The 20,815-nt window shown below is 73.1% G+C and carries 16 protein-coding genes and 1 pseudogene; 7 read left to right on the forward strand and 10 right to left on the reverse strand.

All coding sequences use genetic code 11. The features are described 5' to 3' along the window. Nucleotides 1-77: 77 nt before the first annotated feature. The 4 genes from LV78_RS00715 to LV78_RS00730 all read right to left on the reverse strand — a co-directional run bounded on the left by LV78_RS00715 (nucleotide 78) and on the right by LV78_RS00730 (nucleotide 5,109). Nucleotides 78-3,122: a PA14 domain-containing protein gene (locus LV78_RS00715; protein WP_253842555.1), complete on the reverse strand. Its 3,045-nt coding sequence runs from the start codon at nucleotides 3,120-3,122 to the stop codon at nucleotides 78-80. A 227-nt stretch (nucleotides 3,123-3,349) separates the two neighbouring features. Beyond that, on the reverse strand, nucleotides 3,350-3,511 hold the full coding sequence (locus tag LV78_RS00720) for a hypothetical protein (RefSeq protein ID WP_015801570.1): 162 nt from the start codon (nucleotides 3,509-3,511) through the stop codon (nucleotides 3,350-3,352). Nucleotides 3,512-3,667: 156 nt separating this feature from the next. Further along, complete coding sequence (locus LV78_RS00725) at nucleotides 3,668-4,336, reverse strand: L,D-transpeptidase family protein (protein WP_253842556.1); 669 nt, start codon at nucleotides 4,334-4,336, stop codon at nucleotides 3,668-3,670. Between the two features lie 263 nt (nucleotides 4,337-4,599). Further along, a complete protein-coding gene (locus LV78_RS00730; protein ID WP_253842557.1) occupies nucleotides 4,600-5,109 on the reverse strand; it encodes a GAF domain-containing protein in 510 nt (169 codons plus the stop codon). Nucleotides 5,110-5,342: 233 nt separating this feature from the next. On the opposite strand from LV78_RS00730, the pseudogene LV78_RS00735 reads away from it, so the two are divergent. After that, a pseudogene (locus tag LV78_RS00735) lies at nucleotides 5,343-6,398 on the forward strand (GAF domain-containing protein); the annotation flags it as partial. A 105-nt stretch (nucleotides 6,399-6,503) separates the two neighbouring features. Continuing rightward, entirely contained in the window at nucleotides 6,504-6,911 is a 408-nt protein-coding gene (locus LV78_RS42160; RefSeq protein ID WP_443612911.1) for a methyl-accepting chemotaxis protein, read from the forward strand. Nucleotides 6,912-7,049: 138 nt separating this feature from the next. Here the strand turns inward: LV78_RS42160 and LV78_RS00740 are convergent, their stop codons facing one another. The 3 genes from LV78_RS00740 to LV78_RS00750 all read right to left on the reverse strand — a co-directional run bounded on the left by LV78_RS00740 (nucleotide 7,050) and on the right by LV78_RS00750 (nucleotide 11,066). Then, entirely contained in the window at nucleotides 7,050-8,972 is a 1,923-nt protein-coding gene (locus LV78_RS00740; protein WP_253842559.1) for a hypothetical protein, read from the reverse strand. A 136-nt stretch (nucleotides 8,973-9,108) separates the two neighbouring features. Then, nucleotides 9,109-10,191 carry an ABC transporter permease gene (locus tag LV78_RS00745; protein WP_253842560.1) on the reverse strand — a complete coding sequence of 361 codons (1,083 nt, stop codon included), beginning with the start codon at nucleotides 10,189-10,191 and terminating at the stop codon, nucleotides 9,109-9,111. Then, on the reverse strand, nucleotides 10,191-11,066 hold the full coding sequence (locus LV78_RS00750; RefSeq protein ID WP_253842561.1) for an ABC transporter ATP-binding protein: 876 nt from the start codon (nucleotides 11,064-11,066) through the stop codon (nucleotides 10,191-10,193). Before LV78_RS00750 ends, LV78_RS00745 begins: the two co-directional genes overlap by 1 nt. A gap of 423 nt (nucleotides 11,067-11,489) precedes the next feature. Between LV78_RS00750 and LV78_RS00755 the strand changes: the two genes are divergently transcribed. After that, nucleotides 11,490-12,308, forward strand: a complete 819-nt coding sequence (locus LV78_RS00755; protein ID WP_253842562.1) for a hypothetical protein — start codon at nucleotides 11,490-11,492, stop codon at nucleotides 12,306-12,308. After that, nucleotides 12,305-12,550, forward strand: coding sequence for a hypothetical protein (locus LV78_RS00760; RefSeq protein ID WP_253842563.1), 246 nt, complete (start codon nucleotides 12,305-12,307; stop codon nucleotides 12,548-12,550). The genes LV78_RS00755 and LV78_RS00760 overlap by 4 nt, the downstream gene beginning before the upstream one ends. Here the strand turns inward: LV78_RS00760 and eno are convergent. Beyond that, nucleotides 12,537-13,817: a phosphopyruvate hydratase gene (gene eno / locus LV78_RS00765; RefSeq protein WP_253842564.1), complete on the reverse strand. Its 1,281-nt coding sequence runs from the start codon at nucleotides 13,815-13,817 to the stop codon at nucleotides 12,537-12,539. The genes LV78_RS00760 and eno overlap by 14 nt on opposite strands. Before the next feature lie 577 nt (nucleotides 13,818-14,394). Here eno and LV78_RS00770 point away from each other — a divergent pair. Further along, nucleotides 14,395-17,481, forward strand: coding sequence for a WD40 repeat domain-containing protein (locus tag LV78_RS00770; protein WP_253842565.1), 3,087 nt, complete (start codon nucleotides 14,395-14,397; stop codon nucleotides 17,479-17,481). 63 nt (nucleotides 17,482-17,544) lie between these two features. Here LV78_RS00770 and LV78_RS00775 read toward each other — a convergent pair whose 3' ends face one another. Continuing rightward, nucleotides 17,545-18,234, reverse strand: a complete 690-nt coding sequence (locus LV78_RS00775; RefSeq protein WP_253842566.1) for a response regulator — start codon at nucleotides 18,232-18,234, stop codon at nucleotides 17,545-17,547. Beyond that, nucleotides 18,231-19,523, reverse strand: a complete 1,293-nt coding sequence (locus LV78_RS00780; RefSeq protein ID WP_253842567.1) for a sensor histidine kinase — start codon at nucleotides 19,521-19,523, stop codon at nucleotides 18,231-18,233. The genes LV78_RS00775 and LV78_RS00780 overlap by 4 nt, the downstream gene beginning before the upstream one ends. Nucleotides 19,524-19,723: 200 nt before the next feature. Between LV78_RS00780 and LV78_RS00785 the strand changes: the two genes are divergently transcribed. Together LV78_RS00785 and LV78_RS00790 are read left to right on the forward strand one after the other, a co-directional pair. After that, the gene (locus tag LV78_RS00785; RefSeq protein ID WP_253842568.1) at nucleotides 19,724-20,224 is read left to right on the forward strand and encodes a hypothetical protein; all 501 of its coding nucleotides are present in this window, start codon (nucleotides 19,724-19,726) and stop codon (nucleotides 20,222-20,224) included. A 111-nt stretch (nucleotides 20,225-20,335) separates the two neighbouring features. After that, nucleotides 20,336-20,815: a DUF2975 domain-containing protein gene (locus tag LV78_RS00790; protein ID WP_253842569.1), complete on the forward strand. Its 480-nt coding sequence runs from the start codon at nucleotides 20,336-20,338 to the stop codon at nucleotides 20,813-20,815.

A 20,815-nucleotide genomic window follows, 5' to 3' on the forward strand; every position in this document is an offset into this window, starting at 1 on the left:
ATCAGGTCGGACTGGGTCCACTCCAGGCGCGCCGCCGCGGGCTTGCGGGCGTCGGCGGGCGAGGTGACCGCCTCCAGCTAACCGGAAGCGCCGAACACGTGGGTGGCGCCGTCGGTGTCGATCAGCGTCAGCTTGCCGTCGGCGTCGCGGGAGAGCGTGCCGTACTCGCCCGCGGGCGGGCGGTAGCCCCCGTCGGAGGTCTTGGTGTACGTGTGCGTCGCCCCGCTGTTGTCCAGGACGGTGACGCCGGACTCGGTCGGGGTCGCCTTGGTGTAGCCGGCGCCCAGCGCCGCGACGTCGGCGGACAGCACCCAGCCGGGCGGCAGCGCGGACGCGGTCGGGGTGAACCAGGAAGCGGGCACCGGGATGGCGGCGGCGTCGCCTTGGCGCGCCCAGAGCGCGATGTCGGCCGGGCCGGAGAACTCCCGGTACTCGATCCGGATCGGGTAGGTGACGCCCGCGGTGAACTGCTTGGTCACGGCGCCGTCGAACTTGGCCGGGCCACCGCAGGTGCAGTTGTTGGTCCACTGGTCGAAGACCTTGTCGTCCCCGATCCACACCCGCAGGCCGTCGTCGTACTGGCCCCCGAAGCTGTAGGAGCCGGTCTCGGGCACCTTGACGAAGCCCTGCCAGCGGACCCGGAACCCGTCCTTGCCCACCACCGGTTCGTAGGGGGACTGGTCCCCCCAGTTGAACGACACCTGCGCGTCGGTGCGCACCAGGACCGGTTCCTCGCCGTCCGTGATGCCCTCCAGCGAGTCGCCGGTGAAGTACGAGCCGACCAGGCCGGACTCCTCGACCAGCAACGAGTTGTAGGCCAGGTTCAGCCCGACCTCGCCGCCGACGGTGTTCATCTTCGGCGTCCCCAGGCTGGTGGTGAGGTTGCCGTTGGCGAGGTTGACGCTCAGCGGACCCGCGCTGTCGGTGGCCACGACGGGCTGGGCGCCCAGCCGGAGGTCGACGCGCAACTGGCGGACGGGCGCGTGCTGGGACTGCGAGTCCTGGTCGCGGTCGCGGCTGCGCACGGTCCAGGTGTAGCCGACACCGTCCTTGAGGACGCCGTTCGGCACGGTCCACTCGGGCTTGTCGAGCCAGCCGGACCTGGCGACGAGGCCGGTGCGGCCGTCCTTGCCGGTGGCGATGGAGAACTCGTACTGCGCAACGTCGCCGGCGTCAGGGTCGGTGACCGCGCCCGAGGTGAGCACGGGCTGCTTGGTGGAGACCACGGCGCGGTCGACCGGCTTGTCCGGGGCGGGGACCGGCGGGGTCTGGTTGACCGGGGTGAAGTTCCACACCGGTGAGTAGGACCAGGAGCCGGACGGCATGTAGTCGTCGCGCACGCGGGCCTGCCAGAAGTACTTCTGGTTCCAGCGCAGCGATTCCTTCGGCGGCTGCCAGCGGGCCTCGGACTGGCCGGGCTGGATCTCCGACTGACCGGACGCGAAGTAGGTGTCCATGACGTTCGACTCGGTGGAGACGAAGTACTGGACGATCCGCTTGTCGTTGTTGGCGTCGTTGCTGCTGACGCGCAGCGGCACCTCACGGCTGTGCGTGGTGCAGTCGGAGCAGCCGAGGTTGACGGGCTGGGTGGGCTGGTCGTTGTAGCTGATGATCATGACCGAGGCGCCCTTGGAGCCCGCTTCGGCGGCCGCCATCTTCTTCCAGCCGTCCTGGCCGTCGGTGGTGTCGATCATGAATCCGTGGTACTTGCCCTTGCCCGAGGCCCAGTCCGCGACCCAACCGGTCACGTCGATCTCGGTGGGCTTGCCGCCGACACCGGTGGAGTTCGCCTGGTAGGAGCCGAGGCAGGGCTGGTTGTTCCAGGTGATCGACGTGCGGCCCCAGTCGCACGCCACGTCGCGGAGCCGGACGTTGGTCGGCCTGGACAGGTTGGAGTAGACCCAGTAGCCGGCCCAGGTGGCGCTGATGATCTGCTTGCCCCACACGTGCGGCAGGAAGTCGTAGAAAGCGTAGGTGCGGTTGTTGCCCGCGCCCGGCCAGTAGCCGACCTTGTTGATGTAGCCCAGGTCGGCTTCCCAGTCGACGTCGTAGTTGTTGTCGCGCCACAGGTCGTGGTCGGTGACGTAGGCGTCGAAGGCCGCGAGCAGGGTGTGCAGGCCGGGATCGACCTTGATCGGGAACTTGCGGTCGCTCGCGTTGACCCACGCGTGGTCAGCCGAGAGGACGACCTTCCAGCGGTCGCCGTCGCGCTCCAGGCGCTGGGTCGCCGGGCCGGTGCGCCACTCGCCGGAACGCTCGTCGCGGACGTCGTCCCACATCTTCGGGGCGGCCACGGCGAACTTCGCGGCGCCGTCGGCGTCCTTGACCAGGATCGCGCCGTCGCTCTGCTGCTCGGGGGTGTGGCCTGCCGGGACGTTCAGGGTGAAGCGCCACTCGGTCTCCTCGACGGCGCGGTTCAGCACGAACACGTGCTTGGCGCCGGAGGACATGGAGTGCAGTTCGAGGTCGACGCCGGGCTGCACGTCGCGGTAGGTGGCGATCTGGCCGTTCAACTCGGCGACCCGGTCGGCCAGGCCCTCGAACACCAGGGATGCCTGCGCGTTGCTGTCGTAGGCGGCCACTGCGATCGCGGCGTCGCCGTCGGTGCGCGCGGGCAGGCTCACCTGGGCGGGGGCCTGCTTGGGCTTGACCTCGCCGTTCTCGTTCTCCAGCGTGAGGTCGACGGGCACGAGGTCGCCGTCCCCGTCCTCGGGGACGTTGACGACGTCCTGGAAGAGCTTGGCGGCCTTGCTGCCATCGGGGTTGACGTAGATGTCGGCGGTGGGCTTGCGCTCCACCAGCTTCGACTCGCCCTCGACGTAACCGGTGAGCTCACGGTCGTCGGTGCGAGCGGGGGCGTCGGGGTCGTTGAGCTTGAGCGGCGCAGCCCCTGGTTGGGCGTGCTCACCACCGGGCCACTCGGGGGCTACGGCGTCACCGGGGTGGCTGGGCAGTGGCGCGAGGTCCTCGGACCTGATGGGCTGCGCGGGAGGGGCAACCGGGACCTGCTGGGCGTTGGCCACGGGCTGGCTCAGGCTGACGCCGAGCACGATCGCGGTGGCCAGCGCGATGGATCTGCGGAGGACGGGGTGTGACCGGGGTGGTGTTGTTCTGCGACGCAAGACGCTTCCCCTTGCCAGGAGCACTGGCGAACCCTTGTGAGGCTCGCGTGAAGTCGATCAAAGCTGGCACAGCTTGCTTGCGCTGTGCAGCCAGGTCAACACGCTGAGCTCACAAGTGATCAGGCACACGGAAACGTGCCGGAAGGGGACGAGAAGAGCGATTCAGATCACCCTCGGCGGGCGCGGCGACGGCCGGACGGCCTACGTCGACGCGCCCGCCGAGGACGCTAGAAGATGATGAGCAGGAGCACCAGGATCGCCACCACGGCGCCGATGGCGACCGGGATCAGCGGCAGGCTGCCCGCGCGGCGGCGGTGGTGCGGGTGGACCGTGGTGGTGCGGAACCAGCTGCCGGGGACGTGCCTGCGGTGCTGACGGACCCAGGGCATGACGCCCTCCTCCCGATGTGGTGGCTTTGTGTCACGGACCAGATACCCGGACGTGGACAATTGCACACCTCATCGGGTGAAAAACTGCTTCGGAAATAGCTCGTGAAAATGACCGGCAATGGGTTTGACCGTGCGGTGGGCGAAGGAACCGCGGGCTCAGCCCACCCCGATCAGCACCTCCGGCCTCGCCGTCGGGTCGAGCCACGACAGCAGGTGGTTCACCACCGGGGCGTCCGCGCTGACGCAGCCCGCCGTGGGACCTCCGGTCCACACGTGCAGGAAGAACGCCGAACCCCGTCCCGGCACGGCCGGGGAGCGGTTGTAGTCGATCACGATCGCGCGGGTGTACGCCTCGCCCGCGTGGGACAGGCGTTCGCTCTTCGACTCGTCGAAGGGGCACGTGCCCGGCGCGCAGCGCTGATGGGTGTTGTACAGCGGGGAGTCCTGGTCCGAGACCCACCAGTCGTCGCCGTCGACCCTGCGGTACGGCAGCCTGCCCTCGGGCAGCGGCGGGAGGGTGCCGAAGGACTCGGTCAGCCGGTGCGCGCCCGCCGGGGTCCGGGCGGTCCACTCGTTCGCCTCGCCGACGCCCGCCGCGCCGACGAACACGGGCGCGGGGCCCAGTTCCAGCCGCCAGCCCGCGCCGCCGTCCCTGCGCCAGCCGGTGAGGGTCCCGGTCGTGGCGTCGGGGCGCTCGACCACCACCGCCACGACCTGGTCCGCTCCCCCGCCGTACGGCAGCGGCAGGGCCGCCGCCATCGCCACCTGAGCCGTCGCGGGCGTCATGCCTGCCACCAGCACCCCCAGCACGCCGAGAACCACCACCGGACCACGTCGGCCCAGCCTGGCACGGGGAGGCCTCACTTCCCGCGCACGCGCGTGGAAGGCGGTGAGGCGTTCACACGAACGTCCGATCCAGCCCACGGGGACCCCCTGGCTCGTCGCGCCCGTCGACGGGCGGCCCCGGCGAGCACGTTCGCCGGGTGCGCACCTCGCCTACCCGGTGGTCACCCGTCCGACGCAAAACGGCCCCGTTCCGGTGAACGGGGCCGTTCCGACGTCGGCGGGACCTGGGCGGAGGCCTCGGGTCAGTCCTCCTTCGAGGCCCGGTAGTCCTGCATCACCCGCATGATCTCCTTCGCCGACTCGCGCAGGTGCGCCAGCTCGGCCGCGTCGAACTCGCGCCGCTTGGTGTCCACGACGCAGTGCGCGCCGATGACCTGCCCGTTCGGGGCCACCAGCGGCACGCCCGCGTAGCTGCGCGCGCCGATGACGGTCACCGCCGGGTTGTCCTCCCACGACGGGTCGACCGTCGCGTCGGTGACCGTGTAGTCGCAGCCGGTCAGCACGACGCGCGAGCAGAAGCTCCACTCGGCGGGCACCCCGGCCTCGATCATGCCGGTGGCGGTGCCGTGCGAGGCGATGGCGTGCGTGGTGGTGTCCATGACGAAGGTGGCCAGGCCGATCTTCATGCCGAGCTTGTCGGCGGCCCGCTTCACCAGCGCGTCCAGCTTCCCGCGCAGCGCGGGGTTGGTGGTGTCGTACCGGGTGGCTTCGGTCAGCCGTTCGAGGTTCACGAGGGGGACGAGCAGGGTCATGTGGACGCTCCTGGCTGAGGTGTGCGGGCCCGGCGGCAGCCCACGTGTGTCGCACCTGCTTTCGACGTCGTCCGGCACGGGTTGAGGGAAAACCCGCTCACCCGCCCGTGTCACCCGTTCGGGTGGCCGTTAATCCACAGCTGCGGAAAAGGGTTCAGGTGCGTTTCGGTTTCGCCGTTCCCACCGGTACCACCAGCCGGGGTCCGCCCGGCCCACAGCAACAGGAGTGGGCGATGCCCTTCTGGAAGTCCCGACGCCGGACGGCGGACGTCCCCGACGTGAGGTCGACCGTCGCCGAGGCGCAGCAGAACGCCGCCGCGGTCACCGCGGTGGTCAAGGCGCTGGACGGGGCCACCACCAGCGCGCAGGCGGTCAAGGTCGCCCTGGACGCGGTCCGCCAGCAGTTCGGGTGGGTCTACGGCTCCTACTGGCGCATCGACAAGGCGGGCCGGACGCTGCGGTTCGCGGTCGAGTCCGGCGACGCGGGCGCGGAGTTCCGCAAGGTCACCCAGGAGGCCTCGTTCGCCGAGGGCGTCGGCCTGTCCGGGCGCGCCTGGCGCACCAGGGGCCTGGTCTTCGTGGAGGACCTGGGCACGGTCAAGGACTGCGTGCGCGCCCCCGCCGCGCAGCGGGTCGGCGTCAAGTCCGGCATCTGCTTCCCGCTGATGTCCAAGGGCCGGGTCGTCGGCACCATGGACTTCTTCACCCTGGAGCACCTGACGCCGTCCGAGCAGCGGCTGGACGCGCTGCGCAGCATCGGGCTGCTCGTCTCGCAGGCGCTGGAGCGGGTCACCGACTCCGAGGTCCAGGCCGCCGCGGCGCTGGACCTGCAGGCGGTCAACACCGTGCTGCGCGGCCTCGGCACGGCCACCTCCGAGGAGGAGGCCACCCGGCAGGCGCTGGACACCGTGCGCAGCGAGTTCGGCTGGGCCTACGGCTCGTTCTGGGCGGTGGACCCGACCGGGCAGGAGCTGCGGTTCGTCACCGAGTCCGGCGACGCGGGCGAGGAGTTCCGCAAGATCACCCGCGAGGCCTCGTTCCGCGAGGGCGTCGGGCTGGCCGGGCGCGCCTGGAAGTCCCGCGAGATGCTCTTCGTGCGCGACCTCGCCGAGATGACCGACTGCGTGCGCGCCCCCGTCGCCCGGCGCGCGGGCGTGAAGTCCGGGGTGTGCCTGCCGCTGGTCGTGCACGACGTGGTCATCGGCACCATGGACTTCTTCACCCTGGAGGAGGTCGAGCTCAGCGACAGCCGCGAGAACTCCTTGCGCAACACGGCTTTCCTGGTGTCGCAGTCGCTGGAGCGGATCAGGGAGACCACCAGGATCAGCTCGGCGGGCGCGGAGCTGGTGACCTCCATCGAGGAGGTCGAGCGCAACGTCGTGCAGGCGACCGGCGTGGCCGCCGAGGCGGCGACGCTGACCACCGACGCGAACCAGGCCGTCGACCGGTTGGCCCAGTCCAGCAACGAGGTCGGCGACGTCGTCAAGGTCATCAACAGCATCGCCGAGCAGACCAACCTGCTGGCGCTGAACGCCACCATCGAGGCCGCGCGCGCCGGTGACGCGGGCAAGGGCTTCGCGGTCGTGGCGAACGAGGTCAAGGAGCTGGCCCAGGGCACGGCTCGGGCGACCGAGGACGTGGCGCGGCTGATCAGCGCCATCCAGTCCGACGCGGGCAGCGTGGTGACCTCGCTGGCCGCGATCGGCCAGATCGTGGACCGGATCAACGAGACGCAGACGATGATCGGCGGTGTGCTGACCGAGCAGGCGGCCGTGACCCGCGACATCGTGGGCGGCAGGTAGACCGGTACCCGCAGGCGGCCCCGGCCCGCAGGACTCCTCGGAGTGCTGCGGGCCGGGGCTCTTCGGCGCGTGCGGCGGCGCTCGTCGGACACCCAGCGCGGCGCCCGACCGACCGACCGCAGTGGACCCGTCGGGTCGTCAGCGGAGCTGGCCGCCGTGCGCCTGCGCGCCGATCGGGATCGGGCCGCTGGCCGGGTTCACGCCGGGCACCGGGATCGGGCCGCTCGAGGGGTTGTTGCCCACCAGCGGGATCGGGCCGCTCGCCGGGTTCGCGCCGGGGTGCTCGGAGGTCCGGTAGCGGGCCACCGTCGGCACCACGTCCTGGCCGAACGGCGCGGCCTCGGGGAACTGCACGTCCACCGCGACCTCGTCGCCGCCGATCTCGCGGGTGATCCACTGGCCGGACTCGACCAGCGCCTTGAGCGTGCGGGTGGGCAGCGACTCGACCCGGCGCAGGTACCAGCCGTCGTCGGGCAGCGGGCCCATCCGGCCGCCCAGCCTGCTCTTGACCTCCTTCACCCGCGCCCACAGCTCGTTGACCAGCGCCTGTCGGTCCGCCGGACCTTCGAGGCCCGCGCGCAGCCGGTCCTCGATGCCCCGGTTCACGCCGTCCTCGTCGGGCATCAGCATGGTGACCCACGCGCGGGACTTCTCCCGGTACTGCAACTGCTGCATCAGGCCCTCGTGCGCGGAGAAGTCCGCGAACCGGAACCTGCGGCCGGACCAGCGCGAGCGCAGCGTCCCGGCCAGCGACAGCGCGCTCTTCACCCCGGTGTTCAGGCCGCGCCCCGGCCAGAAGTGCAGCGAGTTCCCGGCGTCGCCGATCAGGAAGCCGAACGTGGTGCGGCCCAGCTGCGCGGTGAAGCGGGCGTTCTGGCTCATGCTCAGCTTGAACATGGTGATGCCGAGGATGTCCTGCGGCTGCGCGCCGAAGTACCGGGCGCCGTCGAGGATGCGCGGCCACAGGAACGACAGGCGGTCGATCGACGGCTTGAACACGGCGCGGTGCCGGTCGCAGACGAACCGGTCGCCGCGCGGGCGCATGGTGCAGCGGTAGCGGGCGATGCAGTCGACCGGCGAGTGCTCGCCGATGGCGACGATCTCCGAGGCCTCCTCGGCGGTCAGGCGCATGTTGATGAAGCCGCCGCCGAGGGAGTTGAACAGGTAGCGGTTCTGGGCCACGGTCAGCGGGACGGTGTGCTCGTCGGGCAGCACGCCCCGGATGCGCACGCCCAGCACGGTCTCCACGAGCTGCTCGCCGTCGACCGAGTAGAAGTTCCGGTCGGGCGCGCCGAAGTGCTCGGACAGTGCGGCGCGGGTGGGCGAGTTGGCGCCGTCCGCGACGGCCAGGATGTGCGTGGGGCCCCAGGTCTCGGGCGGGGTGTACGGGCCGGGGACGAGCTCCATGCCGTAGACGTCCTGCGCCATGTCGAGCAGGCAGTCCTCGATCCAGCGGATGCGCAGGTTGCGGGGCCTGCCCCGGTCGGCGGGCGAGTCGGGGCCGAGCGGCCACATCTCGGCGTACCGGCCGGGCGCGAACAGCCTGCGCCGCACGGCTTCCGGCAGGGTGGACCAGACGTTGCTCTGCAGGGTCACGACCTGCTCGCGGCGCACGTTGCCCTCGGCGAGGTCCATCCAGACCACGCGGTTGCCCTGCCTGCGCCAGCGGCGGTCGTGCACCCGGATGACGACCTGGTCGCCCATCATGGCGCGCAGGGTGCAGGCGAAGATGAGGCCGACCGGTCCGCCGCCGACGACGTCGACCCGCAGCGGCTCGCGGCCCTCGGGCAGCGGCTCCAGCTTCTTGAACAGGCCGGTGGCCCAGTCCCCCGCCGGGACTCCGGACGCGGCGGACTGGCCCTGGGGGGCGGCCGGCTGGCCCTGGGGGGCTTGGTTCTGCCGGCCGGTCTGGTTCTGGGCGCCAGTCTGGTTCTGGGCGCCGGTCTGGCTCTGCGGGCCGGACTGGCGGGACTCGCGCTTGATCAGGGTGGTCGGGTCGGGTTCGGGGCTGGAGAGGGGCATGATCTTCACGGCCTCTCGGGGGTGGTCGGCGGTAGACACCCTCCTGGAACGAGCGCGGGGCCGGATTGGTTCAACGTTCAGCCGTTGAACGTTGAGAATTCCACCGGAGCGCGAAGAAGGGCGCGCCGGGGAACCCCTCGGTCCCCGACGCGCCCCGGTGCTGAGCGGTGGCTGATCAGCCCTTGGAGGTGGCCAGCGCCTGCTTGATCTTCAGCTTGCCGCCGGTGTGCAGCAGCGAGCCGGTGAAGACCTTGCTGGCGAACAGGAGCATCAGGACGCCTGCGGCGGCCAGCAGGCCGAGCGAGACCAGCGCCTCCCACGCGGCGGCCTCGCCGCTGAAGACCCGCAGCGGCATCGCGACCGGCGCGGTGAACGGCACGTAGGACATGATCGTCATGGCCAGCTTGTTCTGGAACAGGAACAGCACGCCGAAGTAGGGCAGCATCACCAGCATCACCACGGAACCGGTGCTGGAGCCCAGGTCCTCCTGCCTGCTGATCAGCGCGCCCGCCATCGCCCACATGCCCGCCAGCAGCACGAACCCGAGGATCAGGAACGGGATGAACCAGCCGATGGCCGGGGCGACCACGCCGAGCAGCTCGTCCTGGCCGCCGAGCTTGAGGGCGATCGGGGCGACGGCGGCGAGCACGACGAGCTGGCCGATGGTGAGCACCGCGTTGCCGACGATCTTGCCCGCGAGCAGGGCGCGCACCGGGATCGTGGACACCAGGATCTCCACGATGCGGGTCTGCTTCTCGCTGACCGTGCTCTGCGCGATCGCCATGCCGCCCATGCCGAACATGAGGAACATCAGGCCGAACACGGTGACCACGGCCTGCTGCTGACCGCCGCTGATCTCGCCGGGCGCGATCAGGTCGACCGGCGGCACCTGGGCCAGCGCGACGACCACCTCGGTGTCGGCGTTCTCCAGGGCGACCACGCGCAGCCCGGAGGGGGTGCGCTCCTGCGGGTCGGGCACGACGGCGGCGGAGACGTCCTCGGAGCGCAGCAGCTCCTCGGCGGCGGCGAGGTCGGCGACCTCGCGCAGCTCGAAGTCACCGGCGGACAGCGCGGCCTTGGCCTCGGAGCCGACGACCGCGACCTTGGTGGGGCTGCTGAAGACCGAGGGCAGCACGGTCAGCGCGAACAGGGCGGCGATGGTGATGCCGAAGCTGATCCAGAAGCCCTTGGTGCGCACGTAGGTGCGGATCTCGCGCTCGGCGATGAGCTTCGTCGCGGCGGTGAACGACAGCGCCATCACACGACCTCCTTGAAGATCTCGTCCAGGGTGGGAACGACGGGGCCGAACGCGCGGACCGGGCCGCGCTCCAGCGCGGCGCGCAGCACCGGCTGCTCGTCGCCGTCGACCTCGAACACGGCGGTGGGACCGTCCAGTTCGGACACCCGGACGCCGGGGACGTCGCGCAGGAAGCCCGCGTCGCCGTCGACGGTGATCTCGAACCGGGTGGTGCCGTGCTGGCGGCGCAGCTCGTCGCGCTCGCCCTGGGCGGTGATGCCGCCCTTCGCGATGATGACGACGTCGTCGCACAGCCGCTCGACCAGGGACAGCTGGTGGCTGGAGAACAGCACCGGCACGCCGGAGGCGGCGCGCCCCCGCAGCACCTCCAGGACGGTCTCGACCGCGATCGGGTCCAGGCCGGAGAACGGCTCGTCCAGGATCAGCACGTCGGGCGAGTGCACCAGCGCGGCGGCGATCTGCACGCGCTGCTGGTTGCCCAGCGAGAGCGACTCCAGGGCGTCGCCCCTGCGGTCGCTCAGCTCCAGCTGCTCCAGCAGCGCGTCGGTCGCCTTGCGGGCGGCGGCGCGCTCCATGCCGTGCAGCCTGCCGAGGAACTCGACCTGCTCGCCGACGGCCATCTTCGGGTAGAGGCCGCGCTCCTCCGGCATGTAGCCGAACTTCTGCCGGTTGTCGCCGGTCACCGGCGCGCCGTTCCACTCGACGGTGCCGGAGTTGGGCTCCAGCACGCCGAGGATGATCCGCATGGTCGTGGTCTTGCCGGAGCCGTTGGCGCCCAGGAACCCGGTCATGCGACCGGGGCGGACCTGGAACGACACACCGTCCAGCACCTTGTTGCCGCCGAATGAGCGGCTGATGTTGTTGACGCTCAGCACGGGGAGAACGCTACGGGGCGTGGCGGGGGTGGCGCGTCAGGCGCGCGACCCATTGGTGGGGTCCTCCGCGCGGAGGACCCAGGGGGTCGCGCGGGGCGGGGGTCCTCCGCGCGGAGGATGTGGATCACGGCCCGCGCGGTGCGAGCACGGCGGGACGCGGCGGGAGGCGGCGGGGCGCGGGGCGGGCGGTCGATGCCGGACCGGCGGGCGGCCGGGGCGGCCGGGTGCGCGGAGAGCGCTTTCCCTGGTGCACAAGGGAAAGCGGGCGCGGACCATACCAAAGATGATCTTGTGGGGACAGCGTGTCGACCATCACCGGACAACCTCGCCCGCACCCGGTGACCGGGCGCTCACCTGACGTAGTGTCACCACCGCCGCCGCCCCGGCGGTGCTCGCGAGCACGGCTGCTGGAGGTCCACGCGCATGTCACCGCTCCCCGGTCCGGACGCCGCCGCGCTGCGCGCGCTGGGCGTGGCCGACGAGGTCGCCGAGCTGCTGGCGGGCTCGGAACTGCTGCTGGACGCGGCGGGTGAGCCCGTGGTGCTCACCGCCGAGGTGGACGACGAGACCGGCCGCGCGCGGGCGCTGGCGACGTTCCTGGGGCCCGCCTCCGACGCGGCCGTGGCCGAGGTGGTCGAGGCCGCCGCCGTCCGGCACCCGGAGGCCGCGGAGGTCGTGCTGGTGCTGCCGCCCGGCCGCACCCCGCCCGCGTCGGGGGCCCCGCTGCTGCGCTACGCCCTGGCCACCGACGGGATCGGGCGGGCGCCGGACGTCGAGGGCTGGGCGGTGCGGCACGCGGACGACAACGACGCGGTCGACGTGGTGCCGCTGTACGCCGAGGCGCTGCCGGACGGGGTCGACGCGGACCCGTGGGAGCTGCAGGAGCTGTGCCTGGAGCTGTTCGACGAGGCCTTGGAGGAGGGCGCGGTGTTCGTCGCGCACGGCCCCGACGGGTTCGCCGGGCACCTCACGCTGGTGCTCGACGAGGACGAGCTGAGCGGGACGACCCGGTTGGAGGTGTTCGACCGGTACGTGCTGGGCGAGGTGGGCGCGAGCCCTGCGGTCGAGCTGCTGACGTGGGCGGCGGTGGAGCACGCGCGCGCCGAGGGGATGGCGCTGCGGGCCTGCGTGCACGGCGACGGGCCCGAGGTGGAGGCGGCGCTGGAGTCGTTGCTGGAGCTGGGCTGGTGGCGGGACGAGGTGTGCTGGGCGGTCCCGCTCGCGGGTGGGGCGGGCGCGTGACCAGCGCCGTGACGGCGACCGACCTGGCGCTGTTCTGCTGGCCGCTGGGCGTGGACGAGCACGACGCCGCCGACGTGCCCGCCGTGCCGCTGCCCAGGCGGCCGTCGTCCGCGCGCGGGGAAAGCGAGGGCGGGGAAGCCGAGCGCGCCACCCCGGTCGGCGCGGGGTGGTCGAACGGCGGCGCCCACCCGCGAGGCTCGCGGGTGGGCGCCGGTCGTGCGGTGGGGCTCAGCCCCGGCTGAGGCTGGAGCGGCCCGCGTAGCGCGCCTGCGAGCCCAGCTCCTCCTCGATGCGGATGAGCTGGTTGTACTTGGCGGTGCGGTCGGAGCGGGACAGCGAGCCGGTCTTGATCTGGCCGCAGTTCACCGCCACCGCGAGGTCGGCGATGGTGGTGTCCTCGGTCTCGCCGGAGCGGTGGGACATGACCGCCGAGTACGCGGACTTGTGCGCGCGCTCGACCGTGGCCAGCGTCTCGGTGAGCGTGCCGATCTGGTTGACCTTCACCAGGATCGAGTTGGCCAGGCCCTGCTCGACGCCCTCGGCCAGCAGCTTCTCGTTGGTGCAGAACAGGTCGTCGCCGACCAGCTGCACGCGGTCGCCGATGGCCTCGGTGAGCTGCTTCCAGCCCTTGGTGTCGTCCTGGTCCATGCCGTCCTCGATGGACAGGATGGGGAACTTGGCCACCAGCTCGGCCAGGTAGGCGACGTGCTCGTCGACGGTGCGCTTGACGCCCGCGCCCTTGTAGTCGTAGACGCCGTCCTTGAAGAACTCGGAGGCGGCCAGGTCGAGCATGATCGCCACGTCGTCGCCGGGGGTGTAGCCGGACTTCTCGATGGCGTTGACGACGAACTGCAGCGCCTCGTCGGCGGAGGTGAGGTTCGGCGCGAAACCGCCCTCGTCGCCGACGTTGGTGTTGTGGCCCGCCGCGCTGAGCTCCTTGCGCAGGGTGTGGAAGACCTCGGAGCCGACGCGCACGGCCTCGGCGAAGGTCGTCGCGCCCACCGGCGCGATCATGAACTCCTGGAAGTCGAGCGCGTTGTCGGCGTGCTCGCCGCCGTTGATGATGTTCATCATCGGCATGGGCAGCAGGTGCGCGAACACGCCGCCGACGTAGCGGTAGAGCGGCAGGTGGTGCTGCGCGGCGGCGGCCTTGGCGGCGGCGAGCGAGACGCCGAGGGTGGCGTTCGCGCCGAGGCGCGCCTTGTTGTCGGTGCCGTCCAGCTCGATCAGCACGCGGTCCAGGTCCGACTGGGCCTCGGCGGACAGGCCGACGACGGCCTTGGCGATCTCGCCGTTGACGGCGTCGACGGCGGCGCGCACGCCCTTGCCGTGGTAGCGGCCCTTGTCGCCGTCGCGCAGCTCGACCGCCTCGCGGGTGCCGGTCGACGCGCCGGAGGGAACCGCGGCCCTGCCCAGCGCACCACCCTCCAGCTCCACGTCGACCTCGACGGTCGGGTTGCCCCGGCTGTCGAGGACCTCACGGCCTGCAACGCGGACAATCGCAGTCATCTCGCTCCTCGGTTCTGTGGAAACCACGACCGGGCAGCGGTATCCGCCGCGTCCGGTCGAGCACGCTCCTGTTGTGGACGGCGCGTTCCCCGCCGTCGCGCCCGCTCCCCCAGGATGGGCCACGCGGGACGCTCCCGCCGCTCCTGGGCGGTGGTCGGACCGACGGCCCGGCGACGCCCTGAACGGGTGAAATCGCCCTCGGAAGGGGGATGCGGCGCGTCACCGGAGCGGCGGCCCGTGCTGGGCTCGCGCACCCCGGTCCGGCTCGGCGCACGGGTCGGCGTCAAGAGGACGTTCACCCTGGCGACCCCCGTGCGAGCTGTCGGCGCCTGTTCTTCTGAATCCTAACAGTGCCTGGTCGGCAGGGGTGGCGACACCGTCGACCGACCCGGTGCGGATGTGCCGGATGCGGCGGCGGGCTCCACCGGTCGGCTCTGGCGGTGTGGTGCCGGACGGCTCTGGCGCACAGGTCCCTCGGGACGCTATGGCCGGACGGTTTATCGGTTGAGTGACACCCGATCGTGAGCGGAAGATCCGGATTTCGCCCCGACTGCCGGGGTTCCCGGCCAAGGAAGCGGTGTCCATGTTCTACGGGGCGCGTGAGCTGTTCGACGGCGAGTGGTGGGAGACCGGGGCCGAGGCGGACCTCGCCGCCTTCCTGCGCACCGGTTCCGGGCTGCTGCTGGTGGTGACCGGCGAGGCGGGCGAGTCGGCGGCGGTGGCCCGCGCGGGCGCGCTGGCCGATCCCGAGTTCCGCGCCTCCCCTTGGGGGCGCGTGGTGGTCGCGGACGCGCCCGAGGAGGTGCTGCCCCCGCTCGGGTCGGTCGACGTCGTCGTGCCGCTGCGGACCACGCCCTCCTCGCTCGCGCTGGCGCGGGTGGCGCACGGGCTCGGCGTCGACTCCGACGTGTGGCGCGGTGAGCGCGATGTGGTCTCCCGGCTGCACTGGCGCCTGGCCGACCGGCTCGCCGCGACCGGACCGGTGACCGTCGTGCTCAACGGGGTCGACGTGGCGGCCGACCCGTTCCGGGTGGCCGTGGACGTGGTCGGGCCGCTGCTGCGCCTGGGCGCGCGGGTGGTGCTGGCCGGGGCCGAGGACGCGCTGTCCCGGCTGCCGCTGCGGTTCAGGGCGCCGACCACCCGGTCGCGCGCCGCCGCGCCGCGCCGGGCGCAGGTCTCGGCGGGCGACGCGGAGGAGTTGGCCGTGCTGCGCGCGGCGGCGCTCGCGCGGGGCAGGGGCGTGCCGCGCGAGCTGTGGGCGGCGATGGCCTCGGCGGTGGCGGACGCGCCCGTGCCCGAGGCCGCCGTGGAGCGGGTCGTGGGACGCGCGGACCTGCTCGTCGAGCGCCTCGGCTGGGGCGGGTCCGAGCACCGGCCGGCGCACGAGGGACCCGCGCGACTGGCCGGGTTCGACGTGGTGGCCGCGCACCGCCGCATCGCCGAGCGGCTGCTCGCGCCCGAGCCGCACGACTACGTGCGGATGCACCTCGTCGAGCACGCCGTGCTGGGGAACGTGGTGGACGACGCGCACCTGCCCGCCTGGTTCCTGCCGTGGAGCACGCCCGGTTCGGTGCGCGCGGCCCTGGGCGTGCCGCCGCCCCCGGACGCGGAGCTGCTGGACTGGGCGCGGGTGGAACCGCTGGTGCGCTCGGTGGGACCGCGGGGCGGTGAGATCGCGCTGGACCTGGCCCGTGCCGCGCGGAACCTCCCGCCGCTGGTCGTCGGCGGACCTCGGGTGCTGACCGGCACGCCGGAGCTGGCGGCCGTGCGGTGGGCGCGCTGGCACCGGCCCGACAACGTGCTCGCCGAGGCCCGGCACTGGTCGATCGCGCCGCGCGGCGGTGCGCGGGAGGGGTCCCCCGCCTCGGCCCGGCCTGCGCGCGCCACGTGGTCCGCGCCCCTGGTCCCGCTGGTCGCGGGCGATGGCGGGCCGCTGCTGGCGGTGCTGCGCGAGTGGGAGGCCGTGGCGCTGCTCGACGTGACCACCGGGGAGTGGAGCGGCACCGGGCTGGGCTCGCCCGACGAGCCGGTCTCGGCGATCGCGCCGGTCCCGGTCGACGGGCGCGACCTGGTGGCGACCGCCCTCGCCGGATCGGTGCGGCTGTGGGACCCGGACACCTGCGAGCGGGTCGGGCCGGAGCTCGCCGTCGACGGCTGCTCCGGGATGGCGGCGGCGGGCGGGCTGCTGGCGTGCGCGACCGGGCGCGGGCTGGAGCTGTGGGACGTGGTCGCGGGCGAGCGGGTGCGGGTGGTCGACGGGGCGTGCCGGGACGTGGTCGCGCTGGGGGCCCGCCTGCTGGGCGTGCTCGACGCGGACGGCTCGGCGCGGGTGCTGGACCCGGCCGGGGCGGTGGTGGGCCGGGTGCCCGGCGCGTGGTCGCGGGTGGTGGCGGTCCCGTTCGCCGGGCGGACCCTGCTGGCCTGCGGCGACGACCGGGACGTGCGGCTGTGGGACCCGGCGGGGGAAGGCGCGGCGCTGACCGGGGCAGGCCGGGTGGAGGCGGCGGTCCCGCTGCCCGACGGGCGGGTGCTGCTGGCGTGCGCGGCGCCCGGTCTGCGCGAGGTGCGGCTGGTCGACGCGGTGACCGGGGAGGTGGTGGCCTCGTGCGGCGAGCTGGTCGCCGACCTGCTGGCGGTCGCGACGGTGCCGCTGCCGGACGGGCGGGCGCTGCTGGTCACCGGGGACGGGGACGCGCTGCGCGCGTGGGACCCGGTCGGACCGGGACCGGTCGTGCCCGCCGAGGACGTCGTCCGCGTGGCGCCCCTGCCCGAGCGGGGGCTGCTGGCGGTCGGGCACCGCGACGGGACCGTCCTGCTGCGGGACGCGCGCACCGGGGAGCAGGTCGGCGCGCCCCTCTCGGCCGAGGTCGGGGAGACCCTGTGGTCGATGGTCGTGGTGCCCGCCTCGGAGGGGCGGGTGCTGCTGGCCGCGAAGGCCGGGGACGTGGCGGTGGAGCTGCTGGACGTCGACACCGGGCTGCGCGCGCGGCTGCTCCTGCCCGCCGGGGAGGACCGGGGAACGGACCGACTGGTCCCGGTGCCGGTCGCGGACGGGCGGACGCTGCTCGCGACCGTCTCGCGGGACGTGGTGGTGCGGCTGTGGGACGTGGACACCGGCGAGGTGCTGGCCCGGTTCGACCCCGGCCACGGGGGCTTGTGCGCGACGGCGGCGTTCGACGGCCTCCTGCTCACCTCGGGCCCGGACGGGCTGGTGCGGTTCTGGGACCCGCTGACCGGGGAGCCCGCGCGGGAACCGGCGGAGTGGGGCCCGCCGACCCGGGAGCACGAGTGGGACCCGGCGGAGCTGGTGACGGGCGCGGGCCCCTCGGGCGTCACGGCGATGACCGGGGTTCGGCTGGACGGGCGGCTGCTGCTGGCGTGCGCCTGCGACGGGGTGGTGGCGGCCACCGGGGAGCTGGTGCGCGAGCGGGGCCGCTTCCCGGACTGGGTGCACGACCTGGTCGCGGCGCCGATGCCGGACGGGCGCGTCGTGCTGGCGGCGGTGGAGGACCCCGAGGCGAGGTTGTGGGACCTGGCGAGCGACCACGTGCTGCGCTTCCCCGTGCCGCCGTCCTCGCACGGCCTGGGCGCGCTGACCTCGGACGGCGCGGCGCTGCTGGTGGTGGGCACGCCCGCGCTGACCGCCGTGCTGGAGCTGCGCTGACCGCGCCCACGGTCCACGGCGCCCACGGCCCACGACGCCCACGGCCCACCGCGCCGACGGGGCTCAGCCCTGCCCCGGCGCGACCACCCCGTGCTCGTAGGCGTAGACCACCGCGTGGGTGCGGTCGCGCAGGCCGAGCTTGGCCAGCACGCGCGACACGTGCGTCTTGACCGTCGTCTCCCCCAGGTGCAGCTGGGCGGCGATCTCGGCGTTGCTCGTCCCGCGCGCCAGGTGCACCAGGACCTCGTACTCGCGGTCCGTCAGGTCCGGCGGGCGGTTCGGCGTCGGGGCCGTCGCGGGAGCGGTCTGCCGGACCGGCGCGGCGAAGCGGGCCAGGACGCGGCGGGTCACCTCCGGGGAGAGCAGCGCGTCGCCGCGCGCCACCACCCGGATCGCCTCGACGAGGTCCTCGGGCGAGGCGTTCTTGAGCAGGAACCCGCTCGCGCCCGCGCGCAGCGCCTCGAACAGGTAGTCCTCGCGGTCGAACGTGGTCAGCACGACCACCCGCACCGGGTGGTCGGCGGGCGCGGGGCCGAGGATGCGGCGGGTGGCCTCGATGCCGTCGAGCACCGGCATCTGCACGTCCATCAGCACCACGTCCGGCGCCAGCTCGGCGACCAGCTCGACCGCCCGCTCCCCGTCCCCGGCCTCGCCGACGACCTCGATGTCCGGCTCCGCGCCCAGGATCACCCGGAACCCGGCGCGCACCAGCGCCTGGTCGTCCACCAGCACGACCCGCAACCCGCCGCTCACTCCACGACCTTCCCGGCGGGCAGCAGCGCGCGCACGCGGAAGCCGCCGCCGCGCTTGGGGCCGACCTCCAGCTTCCCGCCGTGCACCGCGACCCGCTCCGCCATCCCGCGCAACCCGAACCCACCGCCGTCGACGGGCGGCTTGCCGCCGATCCCGTCGTCGCCGACCTCGACCTCGACCACGTTCTCCAGGTACCGCAGGCGCACGTCCACGCGCCGCGCCGAGGAGTGCTTCACCACGTTGGTGAGCGCCTCCTGCACCACCCGGTACGCCGACAGCGCCACCGCCTCCGGCACCGGCCGGGGCGTGCCGTACACGCCGAACTGGGTCTCCAGCCCGGACTCCCGCGCGTGCCCGACCAGCTCGGGCAGCTGCTCCAGGCCCGGCGAGGGGGGCCGGTCGCCGCTCTCCGGCTCGCCGTCGGCGCGCAGCACGCCGAGCAGGCCGCGCAGCTCGGTGATGGCGGTGCGCGCGGTCTCCTCGACGGTCCGCAGCGCGGTGCCCGCCAGTTCCGGGTCGGTCCCGAGCACCCGCCGGGCCGCGCCCGCCTGCACGCCCATGACGGACACGTGGTGGGCGACGACGTCGTGCAGGTCGCGCGCGATGCGCAGCCGCTCGGCGACCAGCGCGCCCTTGGTGGCCTGCTCCTGCGACCACCGCAGGTGCTCGGCCTGCTCGGCGAGCTGCGCCTCGCGGCGGGCGGCGACCCAGGAGACGTTGCCGAAGAAGTAGGCGCCGGAGAAGTACACGACGTTGTAGACGAGGTTGTACAGCACCGCCGCGAGCAGCGGGTTGAGCGGCCCGCCCGCGCCCTGGAACTCGGCGGGCGGCTGGAAGACCATCTTGACCAGGGCGAACCCCAGCCAGCCGAACATCACGACGATCACCGCGATCCGCGACCACTTGGCCAGGACCCGGTTGCGCTCCCAGGCGCCGACGGCGTGCATGGCCAGGAACAGCAGCACGCTCGGGATGGCGTTGTCGCTGTTGACCGCGCGCATCTGCACGGCGATGAACAGGACGCCGACGGCGGCGAGCACGGCCACCGGGTAGCGGCGGCGCAGGGCCATCGGCAGGCACAGGGCGACGGTGAGCAGGACCTGCTCGGGCACGGACGGCGGGGTGCCCGCGTAGACGCCCATGCCGACGCTGTTGAACAGCACCAGGAAGAACAGGGAGAGCCCGACCATCAGGGCCGCGCCCCAGACGTCGCGCCGCTGCTCGGCGCGGGTGGGCGGCGGGCGGCGCCAGGTGTCCCAGTCGGTCTCGGAGGGTGTCGCGGTCGGCACGGGGCAACGCTAACCCGAAGCGGTGATCTCCCGGACGGGAATCGGGTAGTTCCGTTCGTTTCCGTTACGAACGATCGCCTCGAAGGTCCGTTCGAGTGACGGACGGCACGCGCGGTCGGTGCCGAAGTCCTCTGCACGGCAGTGCATCCCCGGCGCCCGCCACGACGTACCAGGGGGCGGACGAACACCGAGGAGGAATCATGAGTTCACCGAGCACCCGCCCGCGCGCCCTGCTCGCCGCCGCGGCCGTCGCCGGTCTCGCGCTCACCGGCGCGGCCACCACCGGGACCGCGAGCGCCGAGGCGCTCCCCGAGTGCGGGGCGGACCGGCTGAGGGCGCGGGTCGACGCGGTGCCGTGGGTGCCGGAGCCGGGCGTGCGGCTGTTCGCGTTCGGCGTCGACCGCACGGCAGGCCCGGCTTGCTCGATCGTGGGCGGGGAGCTGCGCGACGTGCGGTTCCACGCCGAGGACGGGAGCGTCCTGGACGTGCCCCTGACCAGCAGCGCCCAGCCCCCGTACGAGGTGATCGAGCGGGACCCGGCGCAGGCCTTCATGTCCGCGTTCGACACCGGCGCCGGGCCCTACCCGGTCGCCACCGTCTCGTTCACCATGCCCGCGCTGGACGCGCGGCTGACGGTCCCGTGGCCGTCGGCGCTGCACGGCCCGGTGCGGCTGGGGGCGTTGAAGGGGCAGGTGGGCTGATGACCACCCGGTCCCGCCCGCGTCGCGAGACGGGGCGGGACCGGAGGGTAACCGCTCGACCATCGAGAGTTAGCGATTGACTTTCGATAGATAGCGAGCGAGACTCGATGTATGTTGACCGAAAGACTCGCGGTGGCCAGCCTCCGCGTCTTCCTCGTGCTGCTCTTCGCGCTCCTGGTGGTGTTCCAGACGCTGTCGATCCCCGGCCAGTTCGAGCACATGGCCCGCACCAACCCGGAGGGCGCGGCCCAGCGGTGGCCGCTGACGATCCTGGGCGTGCTGCTCGTGCTGTGCGCGCAGGTCGTGGTCGTGGCCACCTGGAAGCTGCTCACCCTGGTCAGCCAGGACCGGATCTTCACCGACGCGGCCCTGCGCTGGGTGGACGCGATCGTGTGGGCGATCGGCACGTGCTGGGTGCTGGTGGCCGGGTTCTTCACCTGGGTGGTGCTGCGCGCGGACGACCCCGGCGGCCCCATGCTGTTCCTGCTGGTCACGCTGGGCGTCACGGTGGTGGGCCTGCTGATGGTGGTGATGCGCGCGCTGCTGCGCAAGGCGACCGCGCTGCGCACCGACCTGGACTCGGTGATCTGA

Source organism: Actinosynnema pretiosum (genome assembly GCF_024171695.1).
GTDB classification, from domain to species: domain Bacteria; phylum Actinomycetota; class Actinomycetes; order Mycobacteriales; family Pseudonocardiaceae; genus Actinosynnema; species Actinosynnema pretiosum.

What these genes read in the sequence shown, in the direction of transcription:
- LV78_RS00720 (WP_015801570.1), bottom strand. Translation starts at nt 3,511, where the DNA reads ATGCCCTGGGTCCGTCAGCACCGCAGGCACGTCCCCGGCAGCTGGTTC.
- LV78_RS00730 (WP_253842557.1), bottom strand. Translation starts at nt 5,109, where the DNA reads ATGACCCTGCTCGTCCCCCTCGTGAACCTCGAACGGCTGACCGAAGCC.
- LV78_RS00745 (WP_253842560.1), bottom strand. Translation starts at nt 10,191, where the DNA reads ATGGCGCTGTCGTTCACCGCCGCGACGAAGCTCATCGCCGAGCGCGAG.
- LV78_RS00755 (WP_253842562.1), top strand. Translation starts at nt 11,490, where the DNA reads ATGTCACCGCTCCCCGGTCCGGACGCCGCCGCGCTGCGCGCGCTGGGC.
- eno (WP_253842564.1), bottom strand. Translation starts at nt 13,817, where the DNA reads ATGACTGCGATTGTCCGCGTTGCAGGCCGTGAGGTCCTCGACAGCCGG.
- LV78_RS00785 (WP_253842568.1), top strand. Translation starts at nt 19,724, where the DNA reads ATGAGTTCACCGAGCACCCGCCCGCGCGCCCTGCTCGCCGCCGCGGCC.
- LV78_RS00790 (WP_253842569.1), top strand. Translation starts at nt 20,336, where the DNA reads ATGTTGACCGAAAGACTCGCGGTGGCCAGCCTCCGCGTCTTCCTCGTG.